The sequence below is a fragment of the Streptomyces sp. Edi4 genome (genome assembly GCF_040253615.1).
Taxonomy (GTDB): domain Bacteria; phylum Actinomycetota; class Actinomycetes; order Streptomycetales; family Streptomycetaceae; genus Streptomyces.
Window position 1 is genome coordinate 7789104 of the sequence record NZ_JBEJGY010000004.1, and the last position, 23105, is coordinate 7812208.

Sequence of the window (23105 nt, forward strand, 5' to 3'; positions counted from 1 at the left end):
CCGTTTTCCGTGAGAATCGCTACGGTCATTCTCACGGAAAATATCTCAGCAACCCGTTAGAGGATACGCAATGTCTGCTTCTGCGCTGTCCATCCTTTCCCTCGGTGGTCCGACCGCTCTCCTCAACTACGGAGGCCTGCGCCTGCTCACCGACCCCACCTTCGACGGCCCCGGCGACTACCACAGCGAGACCGGCAACATCCTCACCAAGCTGGCTCCGGCCGCGCTCGGGGCCGATGAGGTCGGCCCGGTCGACGCCGTGCTGCTCTCCCACGACCAGCACGCGGACAACCTTGACGACTCCGGCCGCCATGTCCTGGCAAAGGCATCGCTCACCGCCACCACTCCGGCCGCCGCCGCCCGCCTCGGTGGCACGGCCCGCGGCCTCGCGCCCTGGGAGTCCCTGGAGCTGGCCCGGCCGACGGGTGACCCGGTGGTCGTCACCGCCGTCCCGGCCCGCCACGGGCCGGAGGGCTGCGAGTCGGTCACCGGCGACGTCACCGGCTTCATTTTGTCCGCCACCGGACTGCCCACCGTTTACGTCAGCGGCGACAACGCCTCGCTGGACCTCGTCCGGCTCATCGCCCGGAGGGTGGGCGCGGTGGACACCGCGCTGCTGTTCGCGGGCGCCGTCCGCACCCGGCTATTCGACGGCGCGCTGCTCACTCTGGACAGCGCGCAGACCGCCGAGGCCGCCTCCGTCCTCGGTGTTCGTCGCGCCGTCCCTGTGCACTTCAACTCCTGGATGCACTTCACGGAGGGCGCCGCCTATCTGCGGACCGCGTTCGAACGCGCGGGCCTGGAGGACCGACTGGTGCTTCTCGGCCCCGGGGAGTCGGCGACAATCTGAGGGCGCGAACGCTCGGATGGTGCTGGTATCTCCAACGCGCCGCGGCGGGGCGGCAGCCTGGCCGTGGGCGTGGAACAGCCGGTTAGTCCCCCCCCGTTATGTGGCCGGAGGTCGCGGGGTCGCGGATGCTGCTGGGCCATTGGCGCGGGGTGTCGTCGCGGTTGCGGGGGCTGGGTGTGCCTGCCGTCCTGCCCCCTGTCGCCGCGTTGTCAATTCGCTTACCAGGCAAGGCGGTTCGAGCCGATGGGTCACCCACCGCCACCCGGTGCCGCCGCGCCATCTGTGGTGTGGAAGCGGGGCGCAGGGGCCACCCGGGCCGCAGGCGCATGAGGTGGGAGTCGTCACGGCCATCGAGCTGCTGTCCGCGCTCGCCCAGAAGACCCCTGGGGTCGGCGCGGGGCGGCCGCACCCGTCGGTACGGGTCTTCAGCCAAACCCGGGTGCCACGGGCAACCAACCTCTGGTTGGCGTTACTTAGTTGAAGACGGTGGCTTGTCTTGGCCGGGGCTTTCACGAAACCAGCGGTAGGCCGTCCGGCCGCCGGGGCAAGAAGGTACCACTGAGCCGCACTTTGGGCCGCTGCATGGCTTCGTCCTGGGCCCCCGGGTCGCCTGTAGGTGCGGTGCTTGGGGCCCCGCCGCGCGGGTGGGGCGACGCAGGACCCGCTCGGGCCTCGGCGCTACCCAGGCACGGGGGCGGTGGCGTACTTGTCGGTCTGGTCGTACTGGTGGTCCTCACCGTCACCTCAGCGATCACCGCGGTGGTGACGCGGCGTCGGCGGCCGGGTATAGGACCGCCTACTGTAAGGCCCTGCGTGCCCGCTGGCCCGGGGAGAAGCTGCACGTCGTGCTCGACAACTTCTCCCCGCACAAGCATCCGAACGTCCGGGCCTGGGCCACGGGCGCCTGCAGAGCCGCCGCGAACTCGGCGTCGTCGAGGATCTGGACCAGTGGGCGCACGCGGATGGAGCACTCGCCGACCAGGTGGCGGCGAACTTCGGCGCCAGGGCCTTGCTGCGCACGGATCCTCCGCCAGCTCGCGCATGGTGTGCATCCAGTCCATCGCCGTCTCCCCTGTGCCCGTGAAGGGCGCACTTGCCCTTCACGCCCTCTGTCCCTCTGTGGGGAAAGCGCGATGTGAGTCGTCAGGAGGTGCGAGCGTCGTGGTTCTCGCGGTTTGCGATGACCTCGGCCATGTGTGTCTGCGCCCAGTTTCTGAGCCCGCGCGTCATGTGGTGGAGCGAGAGGCCGAGGTCGGTCAGCTCGTAGGAGACGGTGACAGGAACGGTTGGTGTCACGGTACGGGTGAGCAGACCATCGTGCTCCAGCGACCGTAGCGTCTGGGTCAGCATCTTCTGGCTGACCCCGGCCAGAAGACGACAGATCTCGGAGTAACGCATCGCCTTCGGGGCGTCTGCGTGTGCTGCACCGGGCTGGCCAGGGCTGGTGTCGCCGCCCAGCGCACACAGGATCAGGACGACCCACTTGTCCGAGATTCGGTCGAGCAGCTGCCGGCTGGGGCACCCTGCCAGGAACGCGTTGTACTCCACCTTGGCCTGAGCCCTCTTCTGGGCCGCCTTCATCGTCGTCACTGATCGCACCTCTCACCGATGGGTGGGTTACGCACTCCGAAGTGCCTACTTCCCGAAAGGAAGTTTCTCTCCAATGCTGATGCAGGGAGGCAGCAGGCGCCACCCCCAAGTGCACGACGAAAGGCAACAGGATGAGCACACCCTCCCTCTCTCTTCCCGGCGACACCTGGACTCTGGGTGACCTGACCGTCACCCGGTTCGGCTACGGCGCCATGCAACTGGCCGGCCCGTGGGTCATGGGGCCGCCCGCCGATCGCGAGGGTGCCCTGGCCGTTCTGCGTGAAGCGGTCGACCTCGGTATCACCCACATCGACACCAGCGACGCCTACGGGCCGCGCGTCACCAACGAGTTGATCCGCGAGGCACTGCACCCCTATCCCGAGTCGCTGCACATCGTGACCAAGGTGGGCGCGACCCGCGACGAACAGGGCGGCTGGCCCACGGCCCGGCGACCCGAAGATCTGCGCCGACAGGTCCACGACAACCTCAAGTCCCTGGGGCTCGACGTACTCGACCTGGTCAACCTCCGACTCGGCAACGCCGAAGGTCCCCAGCCCGGCTCGCTCGCCGAGGCGTTCGAGACGCTCGTGGAACTCCAGCAGCAGGGCCTGATCCGCCACCTCGGGGTCAGCAACGCCACCGAGGAGCAGGTCACCGAGGCGCAGGGCATCGCGCCGATCGTGTGCGTGCAGAACATGTACAACGTCGCCCACCGCCACGACGACAAGCTCATCGACCGGCTTGCCGCCGAGGGCATCGCGTACGTGCCCTTCTTCCCCCTCGGGGGCTTTACCCCGCTTCAGTCCTCGGCGCTCTCGGCGGTCGCCGCTCGATTGAAGGCGACACAGATGTCCGTCGCGCTGGCCTGGCTGCTGCAGCGATCACCGAACATCCTGCTCATCCCCGGCACGTCATCGACGGCACACCTGCGCGAGAACATCGCCGGCGCGGGACTCTTCCTCTCTCATGAGGACTTGACCGAGCTGGACGACATCGGTCGCTGAACGCCCTGTAGCTGAACGGCCCACAAGCCACGACCGAAGCCACCGTTCACGTTTCGGCCCCGGTCACCTTCGCGCGACCGGGGCCGCGGCGGGACGGTTCGCCCTCACCTGGTTGACTTCAGATCATCATGCTTCGTCCACGCTGGGTCCGGCTCACACACGGGTGCTCAGAACGATCCTGAGTTCGGATGGCTACGCTGGTCGCCACGGTGGAGGAGGTCGCGATCGGTATGGGTGACGGGCACGCGTCTGGACGGTCTGAGCGGGAGGATACGCTCGGGGCCGGTTGGGAGAGTCACCGGCCTGCGGTGTTCGGTGTGGCCTACCGGCTGCTGGGGAGTGTGGCCGATGCCGAGGACGTGACGCAGGACGTGTGGTTGCGGGCGGCCGGAGCGGATCTGCGGGACGTCACTGACCTGGGGGCCTGGCTGGTGACGGTGGCCGCGCGGCGCTCGTACGACATTCTCAAAAGTGCCCGTTACCGTCGGGAGAGCTATGTCGGGCCGTGGCTGCCGGAGCCGTTGCTGACGGGGCCGGACGCCTCGCAGCCGGTACTCGTCGATGAGTCCGTCGGTTCGGCGATGCTGCTGATCATGCAAGAGCTGAGCCCGCCGGAGCGGGTGGCTTTCGTCCTGCACGATGTCTTCGGTCTCGAGTTCGCCAGGATCGCCGAAGTCCTGGACCTCTCGGTGGCGGGCGCCAGGCAGCACGCCTCGCGGGCGCGACGACGGCTCGCCAAGGCCAAGCAGTCCGTGCCGCAGGCATCGAAGGCGGAGCGCGAACGTGTCCTTGAGGCTTTCCGCGCCGCGTACGAGGCCGGGGACCTGGCCGGCCTGATCAGGCTCCTGCACCCGGACGCCGTCTTCGTCACCGACGGTGGCGGCAAGGTTACCGCGGCGCGCAAGCCCATCCACGGCGGCGAGCGCGTCGCCGAGGTCATGGTGCGGGTGGGGCGCCAGTGGCATCTGCACCGCATCGACTTCGCCGAGGTCGGCGGCGAGCTCGCCATGGTGTTCTACCGCGAGGGCCGGGTCCACTGCGTGGACACGGTCCAGATCACCGACGGTCTGATCACCGCCTTCCACAGGGTCGTCAATCCCGACAAACTCGCGCGGCTCTGAGCTGTCACACCCACGGGGGCTGCCTCGTCTTCCTGATGAGAAGGCACACGAGCGACGAATCGAAGGAACGATGAACGACCCCCAGCGCGTGATCATCGGCAAGCAGCATCCGGTCTCCTACAAGGCCCTCATCGCCCTGTCCCAGAGGGTGGAAGAGTCCGCGGCCGCGGCGGGTCTCGACCCTCTCCTGATCGAGCTGCTGAAGATCCGCGCCTCCCAGATCAACGGCTGCGCGTTCTGCCTGCGCATGCACACCCGCGACGCCCTCAAGAAGGGCGAGAACCCCGACCGGATCGCTGTTCTGCCCGGATGGGAGGAGACCGGCTATTTCTCCGAGACCGAGCGCGCCGCCCTCCGTCTCACCGAGGCGGTCACCCGGGTGTCGGACGGACACGTCAGCGACGAGGACTACAACGCCGCCGCAGCTCTACTCACCGAAGACCAGATCTCCGCCGTCTCCTGGCTGGCCATCCTGATGAACGCGTTCAACCGCGTCGCGGTCACCAGCCGGTACCCCGTCAACGGCTGACCTCGACGCTGACACCGACGGTGATACAGGCCGGCGAGGAGCCTCCACCGTCATGGTCATGAAATTGACCGCCTCGCGCCAACGAACCGCCTCGCGCCAACGATCTGAAGGGCCCTTCCAGCATGACCACGCCCGCCCCAGCTGCTTCGTCTGCCGCTGCCGTCCCGCCGGTCCTCGCCATCGCCTATCACTCAGGCTTCGGCCACACCGCCGTGCTGGCCGAAGCGGTGCGCGAGGGCGCCGCCGACCACGGAGCGGATGCCCACCTGGTCAAGGTCGACGAGATCACCCAGGAGCAGTGGGCGCTGCTCGACGCCGCCGACGCGATCGTCTTCGGCTCGCCGACCTACATGGGCACCGCGTCCGGCGCCTTCCACGTCTTCGCCGAGGCCACCTCGAAACGCTGGGCAACCCAAGCCTGGCAGGACAAGCTGGCGGCGGGCTTCACCAACTCCGGTGCGAAGAGCGGCGACAAGCTGAACACCCTGCAGTTCTTCTCCGTGCTGGCCGCCCAGCACGGCATGCACTGGATCAACCTCGGCCTGATGTCCGGATGGCACTCCACCACCGCCTCCGAGAACGACCTCAACCGCCTCGGCATCTACCTGGGCGCCGGCGCGCAGACCGACACCGACCGGGGCCCGGACGGCGTCCACAAGGCCGACATAGCCACCGCCGAACACCTCGGCCGGCGAGTCGCCGCTCAGGCCGCGGTGTACGCCGCCGGCCGACACGTGATGTGACGAGTTCCCAAACGGCCAGAAGCACTGTGCCGGCAACCCGGCTGAGCTGGTGCGTCCTAACCCGGCTGCGGGCGCGAGCCGACCGGGGTCACATCACACCCAGCATCCGCCGCTTCGCCGCCGAGCAGACCAAGTACGCGACTGCCTTCCTCCTGTGGCTCGGCGAACGGAACACCACCCTCGCTTCCCGCGGCCAGATCGACGTCGACGCCTGGTGGGCCGAGAACAGCGAGCACGGCCGCGACTGCTTGAGGGGCTTCCTCAACTGGGCCATGCAGAGCCGCCATTGCCGACGCTCTCGCTCCATACCCGCGATGAAAGCCACCCGCCGAGCCGCGCTGAGCAAAGACGAACGCCTGGACGCCCTCGGCCGCCTGCCGACCGACCAGGGGACACACCGAAAATCCTCCGCGTCGCCGGCGTCGTCGTGCTCCTCTACGCACAGCCCCTCACCCGGATCGTCCGGCTCACCGTCGACGACGTGGTGCACGACGGACAAGCAGTACTTCTCCGTCTCGGGGAACCGGCCTCACCCGTCCCCGAGCCAGCCGCTTCCCTGTTGCTGGACTACATCGCCGACCGCACCCACGTGAACACCGCCACCAACCAGGCATCACCCTGGCTCTTCCCAGGCCGCCGAGCGGACCAGCCCTTCCGCTCCGACCACCTGTCCGCACTCCTCAACAAGATCGGCGTCCCAGTAGCCGCCGCCCGCGGCGCCGCCATCCGACAACAACTCCTTGAGATGCCCGCTCCCGTCGTCGCCGACGCCCTCGGCCACCACGACAAGACCACCACCCGCCTGCTCAACGAGACCGGCGGAACGCGGAGCCGATACGCCGCTGGCGATCACACACGGTCACCAGCAGGCTGGGCTCCACGGAGACCTGGCAACAGTTGAATACGCGAGCCCACCAGTAGCGCGGCATGGTCCGCGCTGGGCGGTCCCTCAATGCGATGGCCCCCGAGTGCTGCCGGTAATGGGGGGCTGGCCCCCACCCCCGACCAACCGGACAGCCGGATGGCCGGGAGAACGCCGTGTCGGCGACCGTGGGGCTGTCCCGAGCAGGCCGCCTACAGAGAAGGCAAGATCGTGCGCATTGTCACGGCGACCGCCGTCGCACTGGCCCTTGCCGGCGGAGCCGCGCCGGCCGCCGCCGCCCACCAGCCGACCACCGACGGAATCTGGCGCATGGACGGCTACGGCACAGTGCTATCCATCCGCAACGGAACCCTCCAGGAGTACCAGACCACCGCCGTCAGCTGCCTCAGGGGCGACTCCGCGCAGCGGACCGGCCCCGGCACCTACACCACGCCCGACGGCACTATGCTCACTGTGCGCACCCAAGGAGGCCGTGACCGCGGGTCCGTGCGGGTGGACGGTTCCGTCGGCGACCGGAACCTGCGCCGGATCCAGGAGTTGCCCGACGCCTGCACGCGTCCGGCCCCCAAGGGGCCGCTCGCTGCCTTTGACGTCTTCTGGCAGTCCTTCGAGGAGAACTACCCCTTCTTTTCCGCCAAGGGCATCGACTGGCACGCTGTCCGCGACCAATACCGGCCCAAGGTGCACGCGAAGACGGCCAAGGACGAGCTCTTCGCCGTCTTCAGCGAGATGGTCAAGCCGCTCTACGACTCCCATGTTGCCGTTCAGGACGGCGATCGCGTCTTCGCGCAGGTTCGCCCCGGCACCGTCCTGCCCACCGAGGAGTTGGACACCAAGGTCAAGAAGTTCATCGTGGCGCACGACCTCAAGGACGCCCGGAACCTCCAGGACTTCGCCAACGGGCGGATCACCTACGCCGACCTCCCCGGCGGACAGGGCTATGTGCGGATCTCCGGGTTCGGCGGATACGCGGGCCATGGAGCCCCCTACGCCGCCCAGCTGGCCGAGCTCGACAGGGCGCTGGATACGGTCCTCAGCCAGGAGCGCACTCAGCGCCTGAAGGGTCTGATCATCGACCTGCGGATTAATGGCGGCGGCTCCGACGCCCTGGGAATCCACATCGCCGAGCGCCTCGCGGACACATCCTACGTCGCCTACTCCAAGCGGGCCCGCAACGACCCCGCCGACCCCACCCGGCACACTCGCCCCCAGCCCGCGTATGTCACACCCGCCCAAGGACCCCGTTACACCGGGCCGGTCGCCGTGCTGACCGGCGGCTCGACGGTCAGCGCGGGGGAGACCTTCACCCAGGCCCTCATGGAGCGGCCCGGCAAGACGGTCCGGATCGGGCAGCCCACACAGGGCGTCTTCTCGGACGTCATGCTGCGCAAGCTCCCCAACGACATGTCGGCCTGGCTGCCGAACGAGGAGTTCCTGACCCGGTCGGGCAGGACCTTCGACGGCACGGGCATTCCGCCGCACCTCACTGAGCCGGTGTTCACGAAGGAGGAGTTCGACAAGAAGAGGGACTCGGCCTTCGACAGGGCTCTGAACGTCCTGCGGAACTACGGCGGCATCACGAGCTGACGCAGGAGCAGCGGGACGGGGGGGCGTCTCTATGTCTTTCGTCAATGACGTGGTGTCTGGTGTGCGGGTTTTTGGGGTGGTCATGCGGCGAGAGTGACGTCGGGGGTCCGGGGTTCGTAGATGGTGCCGTCTCGGAGTATGGCGAACAGGACGCTGATGCGTTGGCGGGCGAGGCGGAGGAGGGCTTGGGTGTGGGTTTTGCCGCGGGCTCTTTGCCGGTCGTAGTAGGCGCGTGAAGCCGGGTCGGCGTTCATGCAGGCGAAGGCGGAGAGGAACATGGCGCGTTTGAGCTGCCGGTTTCCGCCTCGTGGCGCGTGCTCGCCGTGGATCGAGGTTCCCGACGACTTGGTGGTGGGGGCGAGGCCGGTGTAGGAGGCGAGGTGGGCGGCGCTGGGGAAGCCGGTTCCGTCGCCGACGGTGACCAGCAGGACGGCTGCGGTCCTGACTCCGACTCCCGGCATCGAAGTCAGGACCTGGTGAAGAGGGTGAGCCTCCAGCAGGCTGTTGATCTGGGTTTCCAGGGCCCGGCGCTGGGCGTGGACCGCGGCGAGGGAGGCGGCCAGGGACGGGATCACGACGTCGAGGGTGCCGGTTCCCGGGACCACGACGGTCTGCTCGTCGAGAGCGTCGAAGACGGGGAGGCGGTGGCTCCGGTATTTGAGCGGAACCCGCCCGCGATACCTGCGCGGAATGCCAACCGGCGGCGGGAGCCTTACGGGGCGGGGGTGCGCAGGGACCGGTCCAGTAGGCACAGGACGGCGAGCGGGGACATCGCCAGTGTCGGGAGCACCGTCGTGGCCAGGTCGCCCAGGCCCGCCCCGGGGCTGCCGAGCAACTGGCCGACCAGCAGGAACAGCACCATGTTGTTGCCGCTGTGCGCCAGGCTCGCCACCCACACGCTCCCGCTGCGCCGGTAGAGCCACCACAGCAAGACCTCCTGGACCAGAAAGGACGCCGTCCACGCGGTCAGCCCGACGGCTCGGTCGCGGAACTCGACGTAGCCGATGAACGCCAGCGGAAAGTGCCAGACCGCCCAGATCAGCCCGGTCGCCAGCACCGACGGGACGGTCCGGCCGCCGAACAGCCGGGGCCGCAGATAGCTGGTCCAACCGAACTCCTCACCGCAGTACAGAGGGGTGAGCAGCGGCACGACCAGCATGAGCGCCGCTACCCCCGCCCAACCCGGCAGCCCCGACAGCACCTCGCCAAGCGGGGCGAGGTCCGGCTCCCACAGGCCGAGCACCGCCGCCAGAGCGACCGACGCCGCAGCGATGCCCAGCGGACCGAGCCAGGCGATGATCCAGTACGGCCACGCCTGTCGCAGCCGGAGCCTCAGCCCCGCGTCCGCGAACCCCTCCTTCGTGACCCAGCGGCGCACGACGACCGCCACGATCCCCGGACCAAGGGCGTAAGGGAGTTGAAGCAGCGGATCGACCGCCGTCAGCCCGAGCCGCTGCCGGGCGAAGAGCAGCCACAGCCACGTCAGACCGAACGTCAGGGCCAGGAACACGACCACGCCCTTGCTCCGGGCGGGCGTTGGCCCGATCTTCTCCATGCCTCGTGCCCCGGGCTGCATCTCCACGCCCGCTGCCCCGACCCTTTCGAGGTCCGCTTCCTGTGCCATGCGCTCTTCCCCATCTCCGGACGACGACACGGAGAAAGCTCCCACCCACGACCCCGCCCCCGCATCGCTACCCGGAGCCAACAACGGCTCCCCCAAAAGAGGCCCCCACCTGGCTCTTTCGGGGGAAGTGGCGGGCACCGGCCGGGCAGTACGGTCCAGCCATGCGCACCGTGTTGATCCGGAGCCCGCGGTCGTGGCTCCACGCCGCCGTCGGCGCCCTGCTGAGCCTTCCGCCCGCGCTGGCAGCCGTGTTGGCGGCCCCGCCCGGCCGACCGCTGTTGCTTCGGGTCGCCGCGAGCACGGTGGCGCTGCTCGCCGTCCTCGCCGCCCTGGGCTTCCCGCGCGCCGCCCGCACCGGCTGCGTACGCCTGGCGAACGCTCTCCTCGGTACCGAACTGCCCACGCCCGCACCCGGCATGAGCCGCGAGCACCGGTTGCGGACGACGGCATGGCTGGTGCCGCACATAGTCGTGGGCCTCGCGGTGACCACCGTGACCTTCCTCCTGCTGCTGTCCGCCGCGGTGTTCCCCGGGGTGTGGCTGGCCGGCGGCGGCCATGTGTCGACGTTCGGCACCACCGTGCCGGTGGCAGCCGGATGGCGGGGCGCGTGGACCCCACTGGTCTCCGCCGTGACCCTCGCCGCCGCCTCGTACGTCACTCTGGGCGGCGCAGCCGTGCTGCGCCCGCTCGCCCAGGTCCTCCTCGACCACCGGCCCGCCGAACGGCTCGCCGCCGCCGAGGAGGAGCTGAACCGACTGGCCGGACAGCAGCGCCTGGCACGCGAGTTGCACGACTCGATCGGACACACCCTCACCGCCTCCACCATCCAGGCCGCCGTCGCGAGCGAACTGCTGGACCGCGACCCGCAGGCCGCACGGCGCGCCCTCACCAGCATCGAAGAGACCACACGCACCGCGATGGACGACCTCGACCACGTCCTCGGCCTCCTGCACGCCGGGACCACCCCCACCACACCCCCGCGGACCCTCGCCGACCTCGGCCCGCTCACCGACGGGGTCCGGCAGGCCGGTGCCCAACTGCGCGTCGAGACCCGCGGCGACCTCACCCGAGTCCCGGCCACCGTGTCCCGCGAGGCGTACCGCATCGTCCAGGAGGGCCTGACCAACGCGCTGCGCCACGGCGACCTGTCATCGATCACCCTGCGCATAACGGCCGGGAAGGACTGGCTGGACGTGGAACTGCTCAACCTCCCCGCCGAGGCACGCGCGCCACGCCGCCGGCCGGCCGGTCGGGGCCTCGACGGCATCCGTGAGCGCGTGCGCACCCTGTGCGGCGAGACCTCCGCCGGCCCGTCCTACGACGACGAGGACGGCCGCGAACGCTGGCGGCTCACCGCGCGGCTCCCGCTACGCTCGCTCGCATGACCACCCCCGCCGAGCGCCCCCTGACCGTACTCGTCGTCGACGACGAGGAGTTGACCCGGACCGGGCTGCGCACGCTGCTCTCCGCCCAGCCCGACATCGAGGTGGTCGGTGAAGCCGACGACGGCTCCCAAGTGCTGCCCCTCGTGCGGGAGCTGCGGCCGGACGTCGTGCTGATGGATGTCCGCATGCCCACGGTCGACGGCATCGAGGCAACGCGACGGCTGCGGGCGGAACTGGCCGACCCGCCAAAGGTCCTGGTCATCACCACGTTCGAGAACGACGAGCACGTCTACGACGCGCTACGCGCCGGCGCGGGCGGCTTCCTCCGCAAAAGGGCCCCCGCCCGGCAGATCGCCCACGCCGTCCGCCTGGTCGCAGAGGGCAGCTCGATCCTCTTCCCTGACGCTGTATGCCGCCTGGCCACGGCCCGGCCCGTGCGCCCGGAGGCCGCCGCACGCACCGCCGCCCTCACCCAGCGGGAGACGGAGATCCTCCGGCTGATGGCGCGCGGCCTGTCCAACCAGGCCATCTCAGTGCAGCTCGTCGTCAGCCAGGAGACCGTGAAGACCCACGTCGGCAACATCCTCACCAAACTCGGCGCGGACAACCGCACCCAGGCCGTCATCACGGCATTCCAGGCGGGCCTCGCCGATCCAGACGCGGCGTAGACCACTACTACTGGGCTGCTGCTCGGCCTCGAGCCGCTTCCAGCGCGCGGCTGCTCCGTTGCCGTGGGCGTCGCCGGGCAGGAGGTGGGGCAGGGCGCGTGTGAGGTGGGGGAGCGGGGTGCGGGCGAGGGCGGCGAGGTGCCGGGCCGCGCGCGGGGTGAGGTGGAGTTCGGCTGCTGGCAGGGTGGCGTGGCGGTGGAGGGCGATGCCGATGCCGTGGAGGAGCTGGGGGGCGTCAGCTGGTAGGTGCCGGCGAGGCGTTGGGTGTCGGAGGCGGTTGCTTCATAGGTCAGTGGCCGTACACGGAGCACGCCCGGAGCGGCTGGCGGGATCCGCAGCCATACCTCTGGGGTGAGGACGGCACGCTGGGAGGGGGAGGCTGCGGCCGCAGTACGGGTGGTGATGTCTGTCCGGCTCACGGCGTCCGGTACTCCGGCTTCGCGGCGGGGTGTGGGGCGGTGGTGCTGCTCGGCGAGGTGGTCGAGGCGGATCGCGTCGAGGGTGGTTTTGGTGATGCGTTCGGTGCCGTCGATGAGGGAGGTGATGGCGGCTTGGCGGATGAGGCGGGCGAGGCTGCCGATGCGGCCAGTGGTGCGCTGATGCAGGTAGGGGGCTAGGGCCTGTGTGATGTCGTGATCAACGGTTGGGTTCTGCCTCGTTCGCGGGGTGGAGTCCGGTAGGACTGTTGTCGTGACGCGTAGGCAACACACCAATGCCCAGTGGAAGTTCATCGAGCCGCATCTGCCGATCGGTAGGTACGGGCCGTATCCGGAGCGGTTGCGGGAGCAGTTCGAGGGTGTGATCTGGGGGTTCCGTTCCAGTGGGCGGTGGCGGGAGATGCCTGCCGAGTTCGGACCCTGGGCGACCGTCTAGGGACGCTTTCGCGTGTGGCGGGACGCGGGTGTGTTCACCGCTCTGCTGGAAGGCCTGATCGCCCAGGGGGCCGGCGCCGACAGGACGGACTTGTCGCTGGTCAGCGTGGACTCCACCACGGTTCGTGCTCACCACGATGCCGCGGGCATGCGGGTCAGCAAGCACCTCATGAAGACCTTGGAAGAAGCCGTGCGGGAAGAGGAGACAGCCCCCCAAAAGGGGGCGACTCGGAGGAACAGAATGGACAGGATGAACGCCGGCGCATCCGGCGCCGACACAGGATCCGCCTGCAGGAAGCCCTGCTCGGCAGGTCCCGGGGCGGCCTCACCAGCAAGATTCATCGTGCCGCGGACCGCCAGTGCCGTCCGCTCGCGCTGGTCCTGACCGCCGGGCAGGCCGGGGACAGCCCGCAGTTCATCCCCGTGCTCAAGAAGGTTCGAGTTCGCCTGCCCGTCGGCCGCCCTCGCACAACGCCCGGCGCGGTCGCCGGGGACAAGGCCTACTCGTCCCGCGGCAACCGTGCCTACCTGCGCAACGCGGAATCAAGGCCGTCATCCCAGAGAAGAAGGACCAGGCCGCCAACCACAGGAAGAAGGGCGCACGAGGCGGCCGGACCATCAGCCACGACGCCGGCCTCTACAAGGAACGGAATACCCTCGAGCGTCTGATCAACAAGCTGAAAGCCTGGCGAGGCATCGCCACCCGCTACGACAAAACCCCGGACAGCTACCTCGCCGGCCTCCACCTCCGCGCCGCCATGATCTGGATCGACGACCTCGTGAAAACCGCCGACTGATCACGACATCACACACGCCCTAGTTGTATTGCCCTGTGAGGTTGGGGACGCGGCTGGCGGGTGGTTTGCCTGCGAGTGCGGTGTGGCCGCGGTGGTGATTGTAGGAGTGCAACCAGTGCGGGAACGCGTCGCGTCGTTCCTGTTCTGACCGGTAGGGGCGGGCGTAGGCCCATTCGTCGAGCAGGGTGCGGTTGAGGCGTTCGACCTTGCCGTTGGTCTGGGGCCGGTAGGGCCGGGGTCGTTTGTGCGCGATTCCGGCCGCCGCCAGTGTGTCCCGCCAGGTGCGCGAGCGGTAGCAACTGCCGTTGTCGGTCAGGACGCGTTCGACGGTGATACCCACACCGGTGAAGTAGGCGTGGGCCCGCTGCCAGAAACCTGTCGCGGTTTCCTTTTTCTCGTCGGTGAGGATCTCGCTGTAGGCGAGGCGGGAGTGGTCGTCGACGGCGGTGTGGATGTAGCTGTAGCCGGTGCCGGAACGGGTTCTGCGTCCTGCGTGCCGGCCCAGCACCTTGTGGCCTCCGCCGTCGGGGATGTTGCCGAGCTTCTTGATGTCCACGTGCACCAGCTCGCCCGGGCGGTCGCGTTCGTAGCGGCGTATGACGTGGCCGGTGGCGCGGTCCAGGTGGGTGAGGCGGGCCAGGCCGTAGCGGGTCAGCACACGGTGGACGGTGGAGGGCACCAGACCCAGCAGGTGGGCGATGCGGGCCGGTCCCCAGCGGCGCAGGAGCCTCACCTTGATGATCCGTCGTTCGGTCCGGGTCGGGGTGCGGCGCGGGCTGGTCCGCGGACGGGAGGAACGGTCGGACATCCCTGCTTCGCCGGACTGCCGGTAGCGCTCGGCCCATCGCTGGGCCGTGGTGGGTGAGACCTGGAAACGCTCGGCGGCTCGCCGCAACGGCCAGCGGTCCTCGACCACACAGCGGGCCAGACGTAGGCGGCCGGTCTCGGTCAGCGGTGCATTACGGTGGGGCACGAGGGCCTTTCTGGTCGGTGTAGACGTCGCAATCCACACCGAACCCGGAAGGCCCTCACCCGTTCAAGAGCTCTCAACCGAGACCTGGCTCACCCGTCCACAACCTCCCGGGGCAATACACCTAGTGCCGCAGCACTGCCCGGGCTGGTGGCACGCACACCGTCCCACTCATGCCACCAACCCGGGCACCGCGCCATCCCCACCGGAACCGGGAGTACCCGCCATGCGTCCCACCGGCATGAACCGACGCCCACGTCCTGCGATCACCCTTGCGGTCGCGCTCGTCAGCGGCCTCGTGGTCACCGCATGCGGGAAATCAACCAAGGTAACGACCCCTGAATCGACTCCGTCCTCAACCACCCAGCCGATCTCCAGAGGGGCACTCCTCGCCCCAGACGGCAAGACCATCACCACGGTCATCCCGGTCGGCGGGTGCCAGAAGGGGCAGCTCACAGGAACCGAGAGCCAAACAACGGTCACACTCTCTCTGTCACTGACCACACATCAGAAGGCCGGCGAAGTCTGCGCGGCCAACATCAGACTCGATCATGTGAGTTACAAGCTCCAGGCCCCGCTGAGCAACCGCACGATCTTGGACCACGCCACACGCAAGCCACTGCCCGTCACCAAACAGTAGTCCGGCCAAGAGGACGACCACCGAGGTGCGCACCCCGTGCGGTTGTGCGCATCGACGATGCCCGACTCCACTCGGTGGAGTGGACGACATCGGGCGTGAGTGAGCCTCCGCCAACTTGAAGTCGCAGGTCAAAGGGCTGGTGTGACCGGCTCTCGGGGTGCTCGTGCTGGTCGTGGGCGGCTGTCTGCGGAGTAGATCGTTTGTCAGCGGTTGACTTCGAGGTTCGTCAGAACGAGCAGGGCGCGCAGGAGACGGGTCGCTTGGGCGGGGTCGGTGCGGAGCTTGGTGAGGATCCGCCAGTTCTTGAGGTGGGCGAAGCCGTGCTCTACCGGTGCGCGTCCGATGGCGAGGACGCGGTTGGCGGTCTTCTCGCCGGGCGTGAGCTTGTGAGTGCGGCTGGCGTGGAAGCCGGTGACGATCACGGGATCGAGTACGTCGTTGTCCAGGCCGCGGAAGCCGAGGTCGGCCAACGCTCCGAGACCGGCGGCGCGCAGGTGGGCCAGGATGTGGTTGTGGCGGGCGGCGGTGTTGTCGTGGGTGCGGCCGGGCCGGGCGGCGGATATCAAAATCAGGCGCCCGTTCTCGTCGGTCAGGGCGAGGAAGCGCAGGCCATGGCTGCGGTGCTTGCCGGAGTAGTTACGCCGGTCGGCCTTCCCGGTGCGGCGCTGGGTGTGGATGAGGGTGCCGTCGATCAGAACCACCTCCCCGCCCTGCCGGCGACCTTCTTCAGGGCGCGGTCCAGGCGCGGGGCCTGCGCGGCAAGCAGGGCGATCAACTCGTCGCGCCAGCGGCGGACGGTGGACTCGGACACGTCGTTGCCGCCGGCCATGTCGGCCAGGCGCTGGTCGTGGCGCAGCACGGCTAGGACGATCACCACGATTCGTCCGGGCGGCAAGATCCGCCATCGTGACCGGATCACTTTCAGGTGACGCCGCAGCAGATCGGCGAGGTGGTTGACGGTGCGCGTGGACAACGGCAGACGGCACCGGTAGACAAGCGGGAGGGTGTCCTCTGTGCGCTCTTTGGTATTCGTCACACAATTCCAACGGCCGCCGGGGGCACCCCGGTTACGCCCGCGCCGGTCTACTCCGAGTGGTGGCTTTCCTGATCACAGGCGGGTGGTGAACCGGCCGTCGGGCAGCTTGCGGAGCCAGCCGCGATCGACGAGTCTGATCAGCTTGCTGCGTAGTGGTTCCAGCTTGGCCTTCACGCTGACACCCACCCCCACCGCCTCGCCGACCTCGCGGGCCATGACCGGTCCGGCGGCCTGCTGCACGGCGGCGAGGATGCGCTGATAGTCCCACGGCAGCGAGTCCTCCTCCACGCCCGATTCACGGTGCGGAATCAGCATCACCGCCCGGCCGCCCACCTGCCCGGGCACCGGACCGGCGGAGGCGCGTTCCTCGGCGAGCTGCCCGGTCATCCGTTCAAGGACGCGCTCGGCGACTGCGAGTTCGTCCCGCTCGGCTCGCACTTCCGCCAGCTGTTTGGCCAGCTGCTCTTCGAGTTCGTCCAGTTCCGCGCGCCGCGCGGTGATCCGTTCCAGCAGTTCGGGATCCAGCATGCACCGGATCGTAGAGGGGCACCCGACCCCAGCAGGTAGGAATCGGTTGTCCAGGGAGTGTCGGGTGGCTCGATCAGCGGGACGGGAGGGAAGCCAGAGAGCGGTCCCACTCGTCAGCCGCGTGCAGCAGCGTTGCGGTGTCCAACCTGACCTCCACGACGTACTGGTAGATGTCAGCCCCATCATCGCCCTGTTGCCACGGAGGTGCCGCCTCCAGAGACAGATGAACGCGGATCACCGCGGTCCCGCTCTCGATTCGATGGGCGAGGCTGAATGCCACGACCGGCTCGATGAACCACGTGTCAGGCGACAGCTCGCCTTCGGCATCAGGTTCGGTGACGTCCACCGTCCCTGCGGCCACCGCGCGCAGCCACGCGGACACCTGGCGGGCTTCATCGGTGAGCAGACACGGATCGGCGAAGGACCACTTTCCCTCAGGAGTCGCCACCGTGCCCTCGATGACCAGCCAGTTGTCGTCGTACGAGTCGCCCCGAACGGTGACGAACTGATAGCGCACTGGCCGGAGGTCGACACTGTTGGAGAGATCGTTCAGGAGCACCGGGCCAGGATGTCATGCGCTGACCAGCAGCTGACTGCGCCCCCAGCCCAGGTGCACGGGCCAGAGCGCCGCCCCTGACTCCGTTTCGGAGACAATCCCGACCTCTGTCAGACGATCTTCTCGATGGGCTCCCGCCCACGACCAGCACGAGCACTCTGAGGACCGACCACACCAGCCCTTTAACCTGCGGCTTCAAGTTGGCGGAGGCTCACTCCACCGCACCGACCCCACCCCGGTGCGCACCACTCCCGCGCGCCGACCGCACCGGTGCGCACCGCCCACCGACTGGAGGCGCACCGGATGGACGGCGGTGCGCATCGTGGCGCGCACCGGATGGACCCGGGCGCACCACCGCACCGCACCCTGTGCGCATCCACCCCGCACGGTGGTGCGCCTACCGGTGCGCACCGTTCGCCGCGTGAGCCACCGCCAGGTGCGCGTCGCGCGACACCTCCAAGGTGTCGGCGGTGTTCTCGTGGTCGGGGTGCGGGACGATGCTCACCATGAACCGGATGATGCTGCGGGCGATGCCCGGCACCGCCGTGGTGGGAGAGTCCCGCGCCCAGTCGCGCAGCGCGGACAGCAGCACGCATCCGACCTCGTCCAGGGCGAAGGAGTCCGCGCACAGGTCGGCCTCTGCGTCCACGGCCGTGACGGGCCAGACGATGTCCTCTGCGATCCGCAGCAGGATGAACGCCAGCTCTTCAAGCGGAAGGTGAAGGACACCGACGGCAAGGAGCGCCCGATGTGGCGCACCCGCTGGACGTCCCCGGACACCTCTTCCGGTGACTAGACGCACCCGCCCGTCCTGCTGGTGTTCAACCGGATCGGCGAGCGCAACCCCAACCGCACGATCCCGCGCCTGATGGAACTCACCCGGCACTTGTGGGAGGGCGAGCGGCAGAAGGCCGGACACCATCGCTACGACGGGCGGATCCCGACCATCGCGACCGGGCTGAAGAACCTGAGCCAGCACGGCCCGACCGGCGCGGTCTTCCTCCGCTTCGGCCGCGACCACATGGAGCCCCTGCGGGGGGCGATCGGCAACCCTCGCCGCGAGGCCGCCGATACCCGCGCCCGGGAAGAGACCGCGCGTGCTCAGCGGGAGTACCAGGCGAAGGTGCAGCGCGCGGCGCAGGAGCAGGCGGCGAAGAAGGTAGCCGAGCGTGAGGCGCGTCGTCCCGTGTGCGCCGACTGCGGGGCGAAGTTCACCGACGCACGGTGGGAGGCGGCACAGGTGACGGACTGGGGCACCCCGGACTCCCACCCGCACCTGTGCGACACCTGCAAGCAGAAGTCCGGACCGGCCGCCGGCGGCACGGCGGCCGGTCCGCAGGAGCACCAGGAGCAGGAGCGCGCGGACGTGGAGCAGCACGGCTTCCGGCGGAACACCCGGCGCCCCGTCTGCACCCAGTGCGGTGGCGACTTCGCCAACGAACGGTGGCGGGCCACCGAGCGTGACGGTTGGGGCAGCACATCCCAGGAGCCCCGACCGACGCTGGGCGGGGACTGCGACCGGCGGCACTCGAGGGCCGAATTGGAGGAAGCCTGGCCGGGTGCGACTCTCCGGGACCAGGACCAGGAGCAGGGGCAATCCGTGCCCGAGCAGAAGGCCACCGGCTGGTTCTCACGTCTGCGCCGCTGAGCCGGGCAAGCCGTCGGCGGGCTCGGGCAAGCCCAAGGTGACCCTGGGCAAGCCCGCTCCGCTGGCGGCGACGCGATGGGTACAAGTACCGGTATGGCACGGGAACGCATCCGGTGGTCGGCCGTGGTGGCGCGGGCCCAGGAGATCGTGGAGAGCTACGAGGGCGGCGTCAAGCTGCGCCAGGTCATGTACCGCCTGTTCTCCGAAGGGGCGCTGCCGCACACGGCGCCGATGTACCGGCGACTGTCCGCGCAACTGGCCAAGGCTCACAAGCCCATGGACCTGCGGTGATGGGTGGAGGAAAGCGGCCTGGCTCTGGGAGCCGGAGGCCGCATACGCCGGTACGTTGCTGGGCCCTCAGCTGCTCGACGTCTGACTGACGACGTCAACCCTCGGCAGGCGTCACCCGCACGTATTCAGGCTCGTTCCGCCGCCGCGGCGACGATCCAGTTTCTGAACTCGACGGAGACGTGCCGGAGATGGTGGTCCAGAACCTCGTCCGGGAAAGTAGACCGACAGGCTCGCTGTGAAGCCGTCGGCGGTGTCGCCGAACTGGATCAGGGCTCGCCCGATGATCGTGCCGTCGGTCAGGAAGAGGTTCGAGGACATCTTGCGCGGAAACTCGGACTCCCAGCGAAGGAAGGGGCCTGGGCCGCGAGAGGGCCGTGGAGTCTACGCGGGCAGAATGCGGCTGCCCGGATGATTCTTCGCCCTGCACCACCAGAGCGCTTCGCCTTCCTGTGCGACGGCGTGCAGGCCGTTGTCGTGTTCAGGGCAGAGGGGCCAAAGCCGTCCGTAGCGGTCGGCGAGGTAGGTCTGGATGGCGTCGGCTACTTCGGCGCGTACCCCGGCAGCATCGAAGGACTGGATGGCCGACTCTGCCACCGTGACTATCCCTGCGGGAAGATCGGTGGAGGGTGGATGAACTCCGGCCGGATGTTGATGCGGAGTCCGGTTTCCCGCTCGGCATGCGCGACCAGCGGCGGGAGCGCGTCCAGGACGGAGCTGGCCTTCTGCTCGAACGCGATCTGCGCGAATCTGTCGGCGGGGAGTTCCCTGTGCTTGTGGTAGACGTCCCGGATCCAGTCGACCGGTCCGTTCTGGACGATCTCCCAGCCCAACTCGTTTTCGACGCGTTTCAGCCACTGCTCGAAGAGCTGTTCGTAGCGGAGCTCAGGCTCGCTCTTGGCCACGTGGTTCTACACCTTTCGATGGTGAATGGATCGGCTGACCCGGCCGGGTGGGCCGGGTCAGCCGTCTCGGTATGACGCCCGCGCAATGGTCACAGGGCCAGCGCGGCAAGGGCTCCCTGTGGAATCGCCAGGGCGGCCCAGCGGACGTTCAGTTAGGACCGGTCAGCGGTAGCTGCCTCCACCACCGAAGTTCTGGAACCGATCCCAGCAGTACCTGGTGTAGCCGAACCGGGCGATGCCCTGCGCGTGGAACTGCACGGAGTCACCCGGGTCGCTCCAACATGTGAAACCCCAGCAGCTGTGCTTGCCGCGGGCGCCATTGCCGTACCAGTACCCGTGGAAGTTGTACCAGCCCAATTCGCCGTGGCTGTAGCTGCCTGAGGTGACTCTGTGTCCTCTGACCGACAGCTCGTAGCGCCAGCCGGCTTCGATGTAGGCGCCGCTCCATGCCCTGCGGAACCACATGTCCCATTGCAGCGAGCACTTGTGCGAGGACCTGTCGCAGATGCGGCGCATGCGGACGCAGTTGCAGTAATTGCAGTTCGTCTGTACGCGCTCCATGAGAGAGGTGCCGTCCAGGTCGTACTTGTTGCGGGGGCCGGCACAGGCGTACTTGTACCGGTTGCAGCTCCCGCCCGCGACGGGATCGATCGAAAGGAAGCGTCCGACGGCCGGACTGGTCCATTTCGCGGACGGGCGGCAGGAGACGTTCGACCTCGTGGTCGGCGCGGACGGCGCCTGGTCCCGGATCCGTCCGGCGGTCTCGTCGGCGACACGTCGCCCAGCGCAATATCGGCGGCCACGTCAAGGTGTACACCACCGAATCGGTCCCGCACGTCAACCAGACCGTCCTGGGGAGCCCGGCTGGGGTGTGGGCGACCGTGGCCCAGGCCTGCCTCGGCACCACGACCGACGAGGGCACCAGCGCGGAGGGGGACATCACCAGCTGGCATGACGCGCAGGAGTTCGCCCGCCTCAACTCACCCGGTACCGGGCTCGCCCGCTGTCATCTGATCCCCAATGTCCTCGGAGGAGCGGGCTCGAAAAAGGACGGACTGCCCAATCTCGTTCCCTGCTGGCAGGCCGGGATGAACACCGGAACGCCCAGCATGCGGACCTACGAGGCGACGGCCTAGAAGTCGGTGAAGGCCGTGAAGGACGGCGGCATTCTGGGCCCGAACGATGCGGTGTTTTACCAGGCGACGCCCGACTATCTCAACAGCGCCAGCACGATTCCCCAGGGAGTCCACCTGAGCGCCAGGGTCGAGCGGTCGGACGGAACGTCGCAACCCCTGTTCCCCGACGTCTACATCACCAACACGACCGGCCTCGATGAGCCGCTCGACCACATCGCGGATGTGTGCCGTGGTGACGGCGGCCAGGTCGGTTCCGGGCTCCAGGCGGATGGCGTCCAGCAGCGCCGTCCAGGCCGAGCGCCCGCTGCCCAGCGCTGCCACGACCGAGTAGGGCCAGCCAGGGATCATCTGGTGTTTGCCCTCGCCCCGGCCAAAGGTATGGCAGAAGGACCGGTCCGGGCTGGTGCCGGCGTCCGGCCGGAGCCATGGTGTGACGTCGATGGCCAGGATCAAGCGGCCGTCGGTCGCCTTGGGCAGAGGCAGGGGAGCGGGGCGCCGGCCCATGGCCGAACGCCCCGTCCGTCCCGCTATGGGTGGCTCTGCTAGCCGGCCACCTCGTACTGCCCGGTCTCCAGGAAGTACCGCATGTCCTCGGGGGTGCCGTCGAGGGCCTTGTTGCAGGCCGCGCGGAGGGTGTCGCTGATGCCGGGCCTGGCCAGGATGCGGGAGATGGCGACGCTGTCGTCTTCGGCCTGGGCGAGGCGGTAGCCGGTGGTGCGGAAGGCGCGGAGGGCTTCTGGGGTGCCGTTGTCCAGGGCCTTGGTGGCTTCGCGGATGACGGCGCGGGCGCCGTTCTTTTGGGCGACCCCGAGTATGCGGAAAGTCGCGACGCTGTCGTCCTCGGCCTGGGCGAGGCGGTAGCCCGTGTCCAGGAAGGTGCGCAGGACTTCTGGGGTATTGGCGTCGAGCGCCGTGTTGGCGTCGCGGATGACGCGTCTGTCGCCGTCCTTGATCGCCTGGGCCAGGATGCGGGACACGGCGACACGGTCGTCGTCCTCGGACGCGGGGCCGACCGACGTGCCGGACAGGGCCGTCGCGGCGGGCGACGACGCGGCCGTAGTGCCCGAGGCGAAGGCCGGGGTCGCCACGGCGAGGGTCGGCGCCAGGGCGGCGGCCGCGATGAGCAGGGCGGCGCGGGTGGGTCGCATGAGTGTGCCTCCGTGATCGAGTTGCAGACAGAGAGATCATCCGCGCTGCGGGTCAGCCCGTCATTGCCGGTTCCGGGCAGTCTTTCGGCCCGTTTCTTGCCTGTTGTTGACGCTGGGTACACGGGCCTTGAGCTTGATTCCTGGGCGCGGGTTATGTGGCTGGTGGCGGGGTGGTTGGTGTGAGGTGGGAGGTGTTCTGGGAGGCGACGGGTGATCGTTGTCCGGGGTGGGAGTGGCGGTGGGGGGTGTTGTGGTGGTGGAGCTGTTGGGAGGTGTGGAGTCGGGCCTGGCGTTCGTCGGGCCGGCTTTTTGTCCTTGTGGGGTCTCGTGTTTGAAGGTTGTGTTGAAGGGTTCGGCGAGTGGGTTGTCGGTGCTGGACTCGAGCGTGCTCATGGTTCGCCGTACTTCTTGCTGGCCTGCTGGCCTGCTGGCTTCGGTGAATGCTTTGCTCGTGTGCTGGGCTGTGTGGTCGGTGTGTGTGGTCGATCCGGTGTGGCTGGCGCGGGTGCGGATCGGGGTGGTCAGGGCGTCGGTCACGAGATCGGCGGGCGTGTGGTGGGTGATCGCTCATCCGGCTGGGCGGCGTGAGGCGAGGTC

27 protein-coding genes and 4 pseudogenes are annotated in these 23105 nt (G+C 68.8%); 14 read left to right on the forward strand and 17 right to left on the reverse strand.

The window, feature by feature from the left end:
- Nucleotides 1-70 precede the first annotated feature (70 nt).
- Entirely contained in the window at nt 71-850 is a 780-nt protein-coding gene (locus tag ABR738_RS36930) for an MBL fold metallo-hydrolase (RefSeq protein ID WP_350234374.1), read from the forward strand.
- 1143 nt (nt 851-1993) lie between these two features.
- Here ABR738_RS36930 and ABR738_RS36935 read toward each other — a convergent pair.
- Nucleotides 1994-2431 (reverse strand): winged helix-turn-helix transcriptional regulator, encoded by a 438-nt coding sequence (locus ABR738_RS36935; protein ID WP_502964263.1) that lies wholly within the window; start codon nt 2429-2431, stop codon nt 1994-1996.
- Between the two features lie 140 nt (nt 2432-2571).
- Here ABR738_RS36935 and ABR738_RS36940 point away from each other — a divergent pair, with 140 nt between their 5' ends.
- The 4 genes from ABR738_RS36940 to ABR738_RS36955 all read left to right on the forward strand — a co-directional run bounded on the left by ABR738_RS36940 (nt 2572) and on the right by ABR738_RS36955 (nt 5837).
- Nucleotides 2572-3444, forward strand: a complete 873-nt coding sequence (locus ABR738_RS36940) for an aldo/keto reductase family oxidoreductase (RefSeq protein ID WP_350234376.1) — start codon at nt 2572-2574, stop codon at nt 3442-3444.
- Between the two features lie 230 nt (nt 3445-3674).
- The gene (gene sigJ / locus ABR738_RS36945; protein WP_350234894.1) at nt 3675-4565 is read left to right on the forward strand and encodes an RNA polymerase sigma factor SigJ; all 891 of its coding nucleotides are present in this window, start codon (nt 3675-3677) and stop codon (nt 4563-4565) included.
- 70 nt (nt 4566-4635) lie between these two features.
- Complete coding sequence (locus tag ABR738_RS36950) at nt 4636-5094, forward strand: carboxymuconolactone decarboxylase family protein (RefSeq protein WP_350234377.1); 459 nt, start codon at nt 4636-4638, stop codon at nt 5092-5094.
- Between the two features lie 122 nt (nt 5095-5216).
- A complete protein-coding gene (locus ABR738_RS36955; RefSeq protein WP_350234378.1) occupies nt 5217-5837 on the forward strand; it encodes a flavodoxin family protein in 621 nt (206 codons plus the stop codon).
- 88 nt (nt 5838-5925) lie between these two features.
- Here the strand turns inward: ABR738_RS36955 and ABR738_RS36960 are convergent, their stop codons facing one another.
- Together ABR738_RS36960 and ABR738_RS36965 are read right to left on the reverse strand one after the other, a co-directional pair.
- Nucleotides 5926-6336, reverse strand: coding sequence for a hypothetical protein (locus ABR738_RS36960; RefSeq protein WP_350234380.1), 411 nt, complete (start codon nt 6334-6336; stop codon nt 5926-5928).
- A gap of 114 nt (nt 6337-6450) precedes the next feature.
- Nucleotides 6451-6690 carry a hypothetical protein gene (locus ABR738_RS36965; RefSeq protein WP_350234381.1) on the reverse strand — a complete coding sequence of 80 codons (240 nt, stop codon included), beginning with the start codon at nt 6688-6690 and terminating at the stop codon, nt 6451-6453.
- A gap of 240 nt (nt 6691-6930) precedes the next feature.
- On the opposite strand from ABR738_RS36965, the gene ABR738_RS36970 reads away from it, so the two are divergent.
- Nucleotides 6931-8307 (forward strand): S41 family peptidase, encoded by a 1377-nt coding sequence (locus ABR738_RS36970; RefSeq protein ID WP_350234382.1) that lies wholly within the window; start codon nt 6931-6933, stop codon nt 8305-8307.
- An 80-nt stretch (nt 8308-8387) separates the two neighbouring features.
- On the opposite strand, the pseudogene ABR738_RS36975 reads toward ABR738_RS36970, so the two are convergent.
- Nucleotides 8388-8942: pseudogene (locus ABR738_RS36975) on the reverse strand (transposase); the annotation flags it as partial.
- Between the two features lie 77 nt (nt 8943-9019).
- Nucleotides 9020-9931, reverse strand: a complete 912-nt coding sequence (locus tag ABR738_RS36980; protein ID WP_350234383.1) for a CPBP family intramembrane glutamic endopeptidase — start codon at nt 9929-9931, stop codon at nt 9020-9022.
- Between the two features lie 161 nt (nt 9932-10092).
- Between ABR738_RS36980 and ABR738_RS36985 the strand changes: the two genes are divergently transcribed.
- From ABR738_RS36985 to ABR738_RS36995, 3 genes are all read left to right on the forward strand, one after another.
- On the forward strand, nt 10093-11316 hold the full coding sequence (locus tag ABR738_RS36985; protein WP_350234384.1) for a sensor histidine kinase: 1224 nt from the start codon (nt 10093-10095) through the stop codon (nt 11314-11316).
- The gene (locus tag ABR738_RS36990; RefSeq protein WP_350234385.1) at nt 11313-11984 is read left to right on the forward strand and encodes a response regulator transcription factor; all 672 of its coding nucleotides are present in this window, start codon (nt 11313-11315) and stop codon (nt 11982-11984) included. The genes ABR738_RS36985 and ABR738_RS36990 overlap by 4 nt, the downstream gene beginning before the upstream one ends.
- A gap of 105 nt (nt 11985-12089) precedes the next feature.
- Complete coding sequence (locus ABR738_RS36995; RefSeq protein WP_350234386.1) at nt 12090-12230, forward strand: hypothetical protein; 141 nt, start codon at nt 12090-12092, stop codon at nt 12228-12230.
- A gap of 194 nt (nt 12231-12424) precedes the next feature.
- Here ABR738_RS36995 and ABR738_RS37000 read toward each other — a convergent pair.
- Nucleotides 12425-12601, reverse strand: a pseudogene (locus tag ABR738_RS37000) (ATP/GTP-binding protein); the annotation flags it as partial.
- Between the two features lie 73 nt (nt 12602-12674).
- Here ABR738_RS37000 and ABR738_RS37005 point away from each other — a divergent pair.
- Nucleotides 12675-13653 (forward strand): annotated as a pseudogene (locus tag ABR738_RS37005) (IS5 family transposase).
- Between the two features lie 19 nt (nt 13654-13672).
- Here ABR738_RS37005 and ABR738_RS37010 read toward each other — a convergent pair.
- Nucleotides 13673-14626, reverse strand: coding sequence for an IS481 family transposase (locus tag ABR738_RS37010; RefSeq protein ID WP_350234387.1), 954 nt, complete (start codon nt 14624-14626; stop codon nt 13673-13675).
- 223 nt (nt 14627-14849) lie between these two features.
- Between ABR738_RS37010 and ABR738_RS37015 the strand changes: the two genes are divergently transcribed.
- Nucleotides 14850-15263 carry a hypothetical protein gene (locus ABR738_RS37015; RefSeq protein ID WP_350234388.1) on the forward strand — a complete coding sequence of 138 codons (414 nt, stop codon included), beginning with the start codon at nt 14850-14852 and terminating at the stop codon, nt 15261-15263.
- A 203-nt stretch (nt 15264-15466) separates the two neighbouring features.
- Here the strand turns inward: ABR738_RS37015 and ABR738_RS37020 are convergent, their stop codons facing one another.
- The 5 genes from ABR738_RS37020 to ABR738_RS37040 all read right to left on the reverse strand — a co-directional run bounded on the left by ABR738_RS37020 (nt 15467) and on the right by ABR738_RS37040 (nt 18032).
- The gene (locus ABR738_RS37020) at nt 15467-15964 is read right to left on the reverse strand and encodes a transposase family protein (RefSeq protein ID WP_350234389.1); all 498 of its coding nucleotides are present in this window, start codon (nt 15962-15964) and stop codon (nt 15467-15469) included.
- On the reverse strand, nt 15955-16236 hold the full coding sequence (locus ABR738_RS37025; RefSeq protein WP_350234390.1) for a hypothetical protein: 282 nt from the start codon (nt 16234-16236) through the stop codon (nt 15955-15957). Before ABR738_RS37025 ends, ABR738_RS37020 begins: the two co-directional genes overlap by 10 nt.
- Nucleotides 16237-16371: 135 nt before the next feature.
- On the reverse strand, nt 16372-16827 hold the full coding sequence (locus tag ABR738_RS37030; protein ID WP_350234391.1) for a hypothetical protein: 456 nt from the start codon (nt 16825-16827) through the stop codon (nt 16372-16374).
- 73 nt (nt 16828-16900) lie between these two features.
- A complete protein-coding gene (locus ABR738_RS37035; RefSeq protein WP_350234392.1) occupies nt 16901-17386 on the reverse strand; it encodes a WapI family immunity protein in 486 nt (161 codons plus the stop codon).
- A gap of 394 nt (nt 17387-17780) precedes the next feature.
- A complete protein-coding gene (locus ABR738_RS37040; RefSeq protein ID WP_350234393.1) occupies nt 17781-18032 on the reverse strand; it encodes a hypothetical protein in 252 nt (83 codons plus the stop codon).
- Between the two features lie 168 nt (nt 18033-18200).
- Between ABR738_RS37040 and ABR738_RS37045 the strand changes: the two genes are divergently transcribed.
- Together ABR738_RS37045 and ABR738_RS37050 are read left to right on the forward strand one after the other, a co-directional pair.
- The gene (locus ABR738_RS37045) at nt 18201-19031 is read left to right on the forward strand and encodes a hypothetical protein (RefSeq protein WP_350234394.1); all 831 of its coding nucleotides are present in this window, start codon (nt 18201-18203) and stop codon (nt 19029-19031) included.
- Between the two features lie 93 nt (nt 19032-19124).
- On the forward strand, nt 19125-19322 hold the full coding sequence (locus ABR738_RS37050) for a hypothetical protein (protein WP_350234395.1): 198 nt from the start codon (nt 19125-19127) through the stop codon (nt 19320-19322).
- 381 nt (nt 19323-19703) lie between these two features.
- On the opposite strand, the gene ABR738_RS37055 is transcribed toward ABR738_RS37050, so the two are convergent.
- The 3 genes from ABR738_RS37055 to ABR738_RS37065 all read right to left on the reverse strand — a co-directional run bounded on the left by ABR738_RS37055 (nt 19704) and on the right by ABR738_RS37065 (nt 20785).
- Nucleotides 19704-19916, reverse strand: a complete 213-nt coding sequence (locus ABR738_RS37055) for a hypothetical protein (RefSeq protein WP_350234396.1) — start codon at nt 19914-19916, stop codon at nt 19704-19706.
- Nucleotides 19917-19921: 5 nt separating this feature from the next.
- Nucleotides 19922-20224 carry a hypothetical protein gene (locus ABR738_RS37060; RefSeq protein ID WP_350234397.1) on the reverse strand — a complete coding sequence of 101 codons (303 nt, stop codon included), beginning with the start codon at nt 20222-20224 and terminating at the stop codon, nt 19922-19924.
- 162 nt (nt 20225-20386) lie between these two features.
- Nucleotides 20387-20785: a hypothetical protein gene (locus tag ABR738_RS37065; protein ID WP_350234398.1), complete on the reverse strand. Its 399-nt coding sequence runs from the start codon at nt 20783-20785 to the stop codon at nt 20387-20389.
- A gap of 115 nt (nt 20786-20900) precedes the next feature.
- Between ABR738_RS37065 and ABR738_RS37070 the strand changes: the two are divergent.
- Nucleotides 20901-20999: pseudogene (locus tag ABR738_RS37070) on the forward strand (FAD-dependent monooxygenase); the annotation flags it as partial.
- A 205-nt stretch (nt 21000-21204) separates the two neighbouring features.
- Here the strand turns inward: ABR738_RS37070 and ABR738_RS37840 are convergent.
- Nucleotides 21205-21813, reverse strand: coding sequence for a transposase (locus ABR738_RS37840; protein WP_502964201.1), 609 nt, complete (start codon nt 21811-21813; stop codon nt 21205-21207).
- An 89-nt stretch (nt 21814-21902) separates the two neighbouring features.
- Nucleotides 21903-22508, reverse strand: a complete 606-nt coding sequence (locus ABR738_RS37085) for an ALF repeat-containing protein (protein WP_350234399.1) — start codon at nt 22506-22508, stop codon at nt 21903-21905.
- Nucleotides 22509-23105: the final 597 nt, after the last annotated feature.

Coding starts and splice junctions, on each gene's coding strand:
- ABR738_RS36985 (WP_350234384.1), top strand. CDS start 10,093: ATGCGCACCGTGTTGATCCGGAGCCCGCGGTCGTGGCTCCACGCCGCC.
- ABR738_RS36930 (WP_350234374.1), top strand. CDS start 71: ATGTCTGCTTCTGCGCTGTCCATCCTTTCCCTCGGTGGTCCGACCGCT.
- ABR738_RS36955 (WP_350234378.1), top strand. CDS start 5,217: ATGACCACGCCCGCCCCAGCTGCTTCGTCTGCCGCTGCCGTCCCGCCG.
- ABR738_RS37050 (WP_350234395.1), top strand. CDS start 19,125: ATGGCACGGGAACGCATCCGGTGGTCGGCCGTGGTGGCGCGGGCCCAG.
- ABR738_RS36935 (WP_502964263.1), bottom strand. CDS start 2,431: ATGAAGGCGGCCCAGAAGAGGGCTCAGGCCAAGGTGGAGTACAACGCG.
- ABR738_RS37085 (WP_350234399.1), bottom strand. CDS start 22,508: ATGCGACCCACCCGCGCCGCCCTGCTCATCGCGGCCGCCGCCCTGGCG.
- ABR738_RS36950 (WP_350234377.1), top strand. CDS start 4,636: ATGAACGACCCCCAGCGCGTGATCATCGGCAAGCAGCATCCGGTCTCC.
- ABR738_RS37065 (WP_350234398.1), bottom strand. CDS start 20,785: ATGGAGCGCGTACAGACGAACTGCAATTACTGCAACTGCGTCCGCATG.
- ABR738_RS37015 (WP_350234388.1), top strand. CDS start 14,850: ATGCGTCCCACCGGCATGAACCGACGCCCACGTCCTGCGATCACCCTT.
- ABR738_RS36940 (WP_350234376.1), top strand. CDS start 2,572: ATGAGCACACCCTCCCTCTCTCTTCCCGGCGACACCTGGACTCTGGGT.
- ABR738_RS36980 (WP_350234383.1), bottom strand. CDS start 9,931: ATGGCACAGGAAGCGGACCTCGAAAGGGTCGGGGCAGCGGGCGTGGAG.
- sigJ (WP_350234894.1), top strand. CDS start 3,675: ATGGGTGACGGGCACGCGTCTGGACGGTCTGAGCGGGAGGATACGCTC.
- ABR738_RS37030 (WP_350234391.1), bottom strand. CDS start 16,827: ATGCTGGATCCCGAACTGCTGGAACGGATCACCGCGCGGCGCGCGGAA.
- ABR738_RS36990 (WP_350234385.1), top strand. CDS start 11,313: ATGACCACCCCCGCCGAGCGCCCCCTGACCGTACTCGTCGTCGACGAC.